This is a genomic window from Methylophaga sp. UBA5088 (assembly GCF_002414625.1).
GTDB lineage: Bacteria > Pseudomonadota > Gammaproteobacteria > Nitrosococcales > Methylophagaceae > Methylophaga > Methylophaga marina.
In genome coordinates this window covers 45,680-51,299 of sequence record NZ_DIAC01000051.1, presented here as the reverse complement: position 1 = coordinate 51,299, position 5,620 = coordinate 45,680, and the positions used below count along the sequence as shown (strand labels likewise).

Here is a 5,620-nt window from a genome sequence, read left to right as displayed (position 1 = left end):
TCAACCACCGCGCGTTTTTGTTGCTCATTCCAGCTAACATCTGCTGCTTTGGCACAATACGAAACACGCTTCTCAAGCGCGGCTAAACTTTTAATATTTTTCTCATCTCGGCTGTATAACTGGTATGCATCACCACCGCTCAATGATGCATGACACTGCAAGCAAGCAGCATCATGCAACTGTTTACCATTGGCATGCACGATAGTGCATAACACCAGTCCGCCAAAAAAGGTCACTGTTTTTTGCAACATATCAGGCAGAGTTCGTTTGTAAGTGAGCAATCCGCATAGCCGCCGGAGGATGCGAATCATAAACAGCAGAAACCAGTGGATCCGGAGTTAAGGTACTGGCATTTTCTTTATATAACGCCACCAATGCCGCGATCAGATCATCTGCACTTGATACCGAGGCAGCATAGGCATCGGCTTCATACTCATATTTACGAGACAAGGATGTCATCAGTGGGTGTAAAAAGAACATAAATACGGGGATGACTAACATGAACAAGGCAAGTGCCATAGCATTCGACTGCTGGCTAACCCCCAAGCCTTCATAGAACCAGGTCTGATTTGATGCCCAGCCCAGCAATGCCAGACCAATCAAACTAATCACAGCCATCACCACCATATTTTTGACCACATGCTTGCGACGGAAATGGCCCAACTCGTGCGCTAATACAGCTTCAATTTGGTCTTCATTTAACGTATTGAGTAAGGTATCGAAGAAAACAATGCGTTTATTGCTTCCCAGTCCTGTAAAGTAAGCGTTGCCATGACCGCTGCGACGTGAACCATCCATCACAAAAATACCTTGGCTTTTGAAACCACACCGGGCTAATAAATTTTCCACACGTTGCTGTAAATTGGCATCCTCCAGTGGCGTAAATTTATTGAACAAAGGGGCAATAAAGGCAGGATAAGCCCACATCATAAACAAGGCAAAGCCAATCCAAGCCGCCCAAAGGTACAGCCACCAGAATTCACCTGTGCTTTGCATCATCCACAAGGCGACCCAAATCAATAAGGCACCCATGATAAGGGTCAACAATGTTTGTTTAATAAAGTCAGAGAAGAACAGAGCCGGGGTATTACGGTTGAAACCAAACTTATCCTCTAAAACAAATGTTCTGTAATAAGAAAATGGTAAGTCTAATAATGAACCAATGACAATAAAGCTCAATAGAAATAATATACCGGTCAGCATGGGCGATAGACCCAGTCCATCCCAAGCTGTCGAGAGTAAGGACAGACCACCGCCAAATGTCCATGCCAGCAGGATAATCACGCCATAAACATTTTCTTTGCGGCCAAAGCGACCTTTTGCCACAGTATAATCTGCCGCTTTTTGGTGAGCGCTAAGACTAATCTGTTCTTCAAAGGCTTTTGGCACTTTATTGCGATGCGCCTGAACATGTTTACCTTGACGCATTGATAACCAGAGTTCAGTTGCTGTCATCAAAAACAAAGCCGCTAAAAATATCCAGCTAAATTCGTTCATAAATATCTATCCAATTTGAATCTTTATAAAATGTCATGCAGAGTAGCCTTTGATACAATCACAGGCAAGTAAGTTCAACCAGTCTAAGTCCAACTCAAAAAAAAGACGGAGCCCATGGCCAAAAGTAAAAACAATCTCATATGGATCGATCTGGAGATGACCGGTCTTGATACTAATAATGACGATATCATTGAAATAGCCACCATTGTGACAGATGCACATCTCAATGTGTTAGCAGAAGGCCCGATATTAGCCATTCATCAAGACGATGCTATTCTTGATGGCATGGATGAGTGGAATACCCGCCAGCATGGCAAATCCGGTTTGGTTGAGCGTGTTCGTAACAGCACACTTAATGAAGCGGATGCTGAACAACAGACCATTGAATTTCTGAAAAAATACGTTCCTGCAGGTGTCTCGCCAATGTGCGGAAACAGCATCTGTCAGGATCGTCGATTCCTGGCTCGATGCATGCCTGATCTGGAAGCCTATTTTCATTACCGCAACCTTGATGTCAGCAGCCTTAAAGAACTGGCTCGACGCTGGGCTCCTAAGGTCGAAAAAAGTTTTAAAAAACGCTCATCACATCTTGCTATGGATGACATCAAAGACTCTATTCGCGAATTAGAACATTACCGCGAACTCTTTATTAAGCTTCCTGAAGCAGAATAAGCTGTTCACATTGATTTCACAGATAGCACGACAAGCTATCTGTGAAATTATTTAGTGAATAGTTGTGACACACACCAAAGCCACACTCCCCGTCAAAATTTGTCCTATCTGTCAAAGGCCGTTTACATGGCGTAAAAAATGGCAGCGAAATTGGGATAATGTCGTCTATTGTTCACAACGCTGTCGTCGACATACTCGTTCATCCGTCTCGCATCATGACTAAGCTGACTTGTTTCCCTGAGCACATGATTTTATTGGACTGTGAAACCACCGGTGGTCGGGCCAGTCGGGATCGCATTACTGAAATAGGACTGATTGAGATTAAAGGCGGTGAAGTTCAGTCGCGCTGGCAAAGCTTAATTAATCCTGGGCGCCCCATCCCACCATGGATTCACAAAATCACAGGCATTAATGATGAGATGGTGGCTAATGCTCCCGCCTTTGAGGATATAGCTGAATCCTTATATCAACGTCTGCAAAACGTTATTCTGGTTGCTCACAATGCCCGTTTTGACTACAGTTTCCTCAAGCAGGAATTTAAACGCGCAGGCTATGATTATTCAGCCAAAACACTGTGCTCGGTAAAACTTAGTCGACGACTTTTCCCTCAACATCAAAGGCATAGCCTGGATAAAATCATCCAGCGCCATCAGATTGCCGTGAAAGATCGGCATCGAGCAATGGCTGATACGGAAGTTATTCTGACGTATTTCACTCTCATCCAACAACAAATCGATGCAGCAGTCATCCAGCAGACAATTGCCGATATATTAAAACGACCCAGTCTACCGAGCCATCTTGATAATACGCTTATACAGAAATTACCCGAAAAGCCGGGTATTTATCAGTTCTATGATGAAGGCGGCACACTGCTCTACATCGGTAAATCTGTCAATATTAAGGAGCGTGTACTCAGCCATTTTTCAGCAGATCATCGGCATCACAAAGAACTTGATATCAGCCAGCAGTTACATCATATCGATTGGATTGAAACACCCTCTGATTTTGGCGCTCAGTTATTGGAAAACAGCTACATCAAACAAACTTCACCGCGTTACAACCGTCGCCAAACCAAAATAAAAAAACTGTATCAAATCAACAAAACGCTTAATAAAGACGGTTATGCTGAATTAGATATTATGCTGGCTGATATGACGGATGCTTTTGATATTACTAGCAAATACGGGCTGTTTCGCAGTAAAAAACAAGCACAAACCAAGTTATTAGACCTCATCTCTCAATACAAACTATGCCAACGTCTCTGCCACATAGAAAAGAAAGCATCCGGTCCTTGTTTTAGTTATCAGCTAAAAAAATGTCTCGGTGCCTGTTGTGGTAAAGAGCAAGCAAAGCTTTATAATCTGCGTGTCGATATGGCCTTGACCCACATCAAAAATCAGCAATGGCCATGGTCAACGCCAATTATTGTGGAAGAACAATCTCCAATGAACAACGGCGTCGATAGTCATTTTCATCTTATCGATCAATGGTGTTATCTGGGACAGGTAGACAGTCATAACACGCCAAACACCCGGTTGTTGAAGCAGCCGCAGGATTCGATCTTCTTTGATATTGATACCTATAAAATTTTATTACGCTTCCTGGCCCCTACAAAACTGAGTCACTTTCCCTATCTCAGGATTCATCCACTGGAAAATTCAACCAGTGTTTCCATGAATAGTTGGGGGTAACACGGGTGAGGCTGAATATCATTCTAGGCGATCAACTCAATTGGAATAGTCTTATCTGGCAGGATGTTGATAAAGCCACTGATATTTTCTGGATGGCAGAAGTCGCTCAAGCCTCTCTGCAGCCAGCATCAAATAAAAACAGAACCGTTATCTTCCTCTCTGCCATGCGGCACTTTGCTAAAGAGATAGAAAAAAAAGCGTTTGATTTAATCTACTATCGCATCACGGATGGCTTCAACTCGTTTTCCGAGGTTTTAACTCATACATTTAATCAGCACGACATTACGGAAATACGTTGCGTATTACCTGGCGATTATCTGGTTATGCAGGAAATTGAACACGTCGTAAAACAACATCATTTAAAGATAGACTGGTTAGAAGACAAACATTTCATCGCCAAACGTGGCGAGTTCAGTCAGTGGTTAAAACAACGTAAAAAACCCACCATGGAATACTGGTATCGCCATTTACGTGAATCACGCCACATTCTGATGGAACAGGACAAACCCACTGGCGGGCAATGGAATTTTGATAAATCGAATCGGCAAAGCTTTGCCAAACAGGGTCCAGACCCAATCAAAGAGAATCCAAACTATTCTGTCGATGACATCACACAGGATGTTATCGACATCGTAGAGAAACACTTCTCACAACTGCCAGGCAAGCTCGATACGTTTAACTGGCCAGTTACGCGTCGCCAGGCGTTGATTCAATTACGCCACTTTATCGACCACTATCTGCCTTCGTTCGGCGATTACCAAGATGCAATGTGGACGGATCAGCCTTTTTTATATCACGCGCGCTTATCGGCCAGCTTAAACCTTAAACTGTTAGATCCGCAGGAAGTGATCGATGCTGCAGAAGAGCTTTATCAAAAAAACAAAGCACCTCTCAACGCGGTAGAAGGTTTTATTCGACAAATATTGGGCTGGCGAGAATATGTCAGGGGCTTATATTGGGCACATCGAAAGGATTGGCTTCAGTTTAACGCGCTCGATGCCAAACGTGATTTACCTGCGTTTTACTGGACAGCAGATACGGATATGCACTGTTTACATCAAGCCATAAAACAAGTCATTGATTATGGTTACGGACATCACATTCAGCGGCTTATGGTAACGGGCTTATTTGCTCTGTTGTGGCAAGTCGCCCCCAAACACATTCATCAATGGTATCTGGGCATGTATGTTGATGCCGTCAGTTGGGTAGAAGTGCCGAATACGCTAGGTATGAGTCAATACGCTGATGGCGGAATAGTTGGCAGTAAACCGTATATTGCCAGCGGTGCTTATATCAACCGCATGTCAAACTACTGTCAGCATTGTCCATTCGACCCAAAACAAGCTTCTGGCGATAAAGCTTGCCCTTTTACTACCTTGTATTGGTATTTTATCGATCAGCATAATGACCTCATTAGTCACAACCCTCGGCTGGCGATGCAAGCAAAAAACTGGGAAAAGAAATCACATAAAGAACAACACGCCATCCGTGAACGAGCCGCATGGTTATTTCAGCATATCGACAAAAAGAATAAGGATACCTAATGTCAGCATCACATTTAGTCTGGTTAAGAAATGATCTACGTTTAGATGACAATCCTGCCTTCGCTTTAGCACAGCAGCGTGGCGATATTCAGGTTTTGTTTATTGCGACACCCAAACAATGGCTGCAACATAATGAGTCTGAGGCCAAACTTGGTTTGAAAGCAGCCTCACTGAATGATTTAAATCACAACCTTGCTAAGAAAGGTATTCAATTCA

The 5,620-nt window shown here is 43.4% G+C and carries 7 protein-coding genes; 5 read left to right on the top strand and 2 right to left on the bottom strand.

Going from position 1 to position 5,620, the window contains the following annotated elements; all coding sequences use genetic code 11:
* A partial coding sequence (locus tag B4K20_RS07105; RefSeq protein ID WP_289282397.1) for a hypothetical protein occupies positions 1 to 251 on the bottom strand: 251 nt, incomplete at its 3' end.
* 1 nt (position 252) lies between these two features.
* Complete coding sequence (locus B4K20_RS07100) at positions 253 to 1,497, bottom strand: M48 family metallopeptidase (RefSeq protein WP_289282396.1); 1,245 nt, start codon at positions 1,495 to 1,497, stop codon at positions 253 to 255.
* A 114-nt stretch (positions 1,498 to 1,611) separates the two neighbouring features.
* Between B4K20_RS07100 and orn the strand changes: the two genes are divergently transcribed.
* The 5 genes from orn to B4K20_RS07075 all read left to right on the top strand — a co-directional run.
* Positions 1,612 to 2,169, top strand: a complete 558-nt coding sequence (orn, locus tag B4K20_RS07095; RefSeq protein ID WP_289282395.1) for an oligoribonuclease — start codon at positions 1,612 to 1,614, stop codon at positions 2,167 to 2,169.
* A 64-nt stretch (positions 2,170 to 2,233) separates the two neighbouring features.
* A complete protein-coding gene (locus B4K20_RS07090; RefSeq protein ID WP_289244524.1) occupies positions 2,234 to 2,392 on the top strand; it encodes a DUF2256 domain-containing protein in 159 nt (52 codons plus the stop codon).
* Positions 2,385 to 3,860 carry an exonuclease domain-containing protein gene (locus B4K20_RS07085; protein ID WP_289282394.1) on the top strand — a complete coding sequence of 492 codons (1,476 nt, stop codon included), beginning with the start codon at positions 2,385 to 2,387 and terminating at the stop codon, positions 3,858 to 3,860. The genes B4K20_RS07090 and B4K20_RS07085 overlap by 8 nt, the downstream gene beginning before the upstream one ends.
* 5 nt (positions 3,861 to 3,865) lie before the next feature.
* Positions 3,866 to 5,404 carry a cryptochrome/photolyase family protein gene (locus B4K20_RS07080; protein ID WP_289282393.1) on the top strand — a complete coding sequence of 513 codons (1,539 nt, stop codon included), beginning with the start codon at positions 3,866 to 3,868 and terminating at the stop codon, positions 5,402 to 5,404.
* A partial coding sequence (locus B4K20_RS07075) for a deoxyribodipyrimidine photo-lyase (RefSeq protein ID WP_289282392.1) occupies positions 5,404 to 5,620 on the top strand: 217 nt, incomplete at its 3' end. The genes B4K20_RS07080 and B4K20_RS07075, both read left to right, overlap by 1 nt.

What these genes read in the sequence shown, in the direction of transcription:
- B4K20_RS07085 (WP_289282394.1), top strand. Translation starts at nt 2,385, where the DNA reads ATGACTAAGCTGACTTGTTTCCCTGAGCACATGATTTTATTGGACTGT.
- orn (WP_289282395.1), top strand. Translation starts at nt 1,612, where the DNA reads ATGGCCAAAAGTAAAAACAATCTCATATGGATCGATCTGGAGATGACC.
- B4K20_RS07100 (WP_289282396.1), bottom strand. Translation starts at nt 1,497, where the DNA reads ATGAACGAATTTAGCTGGATATTTTTAGCGGCTTTGTTTTTGATGACA.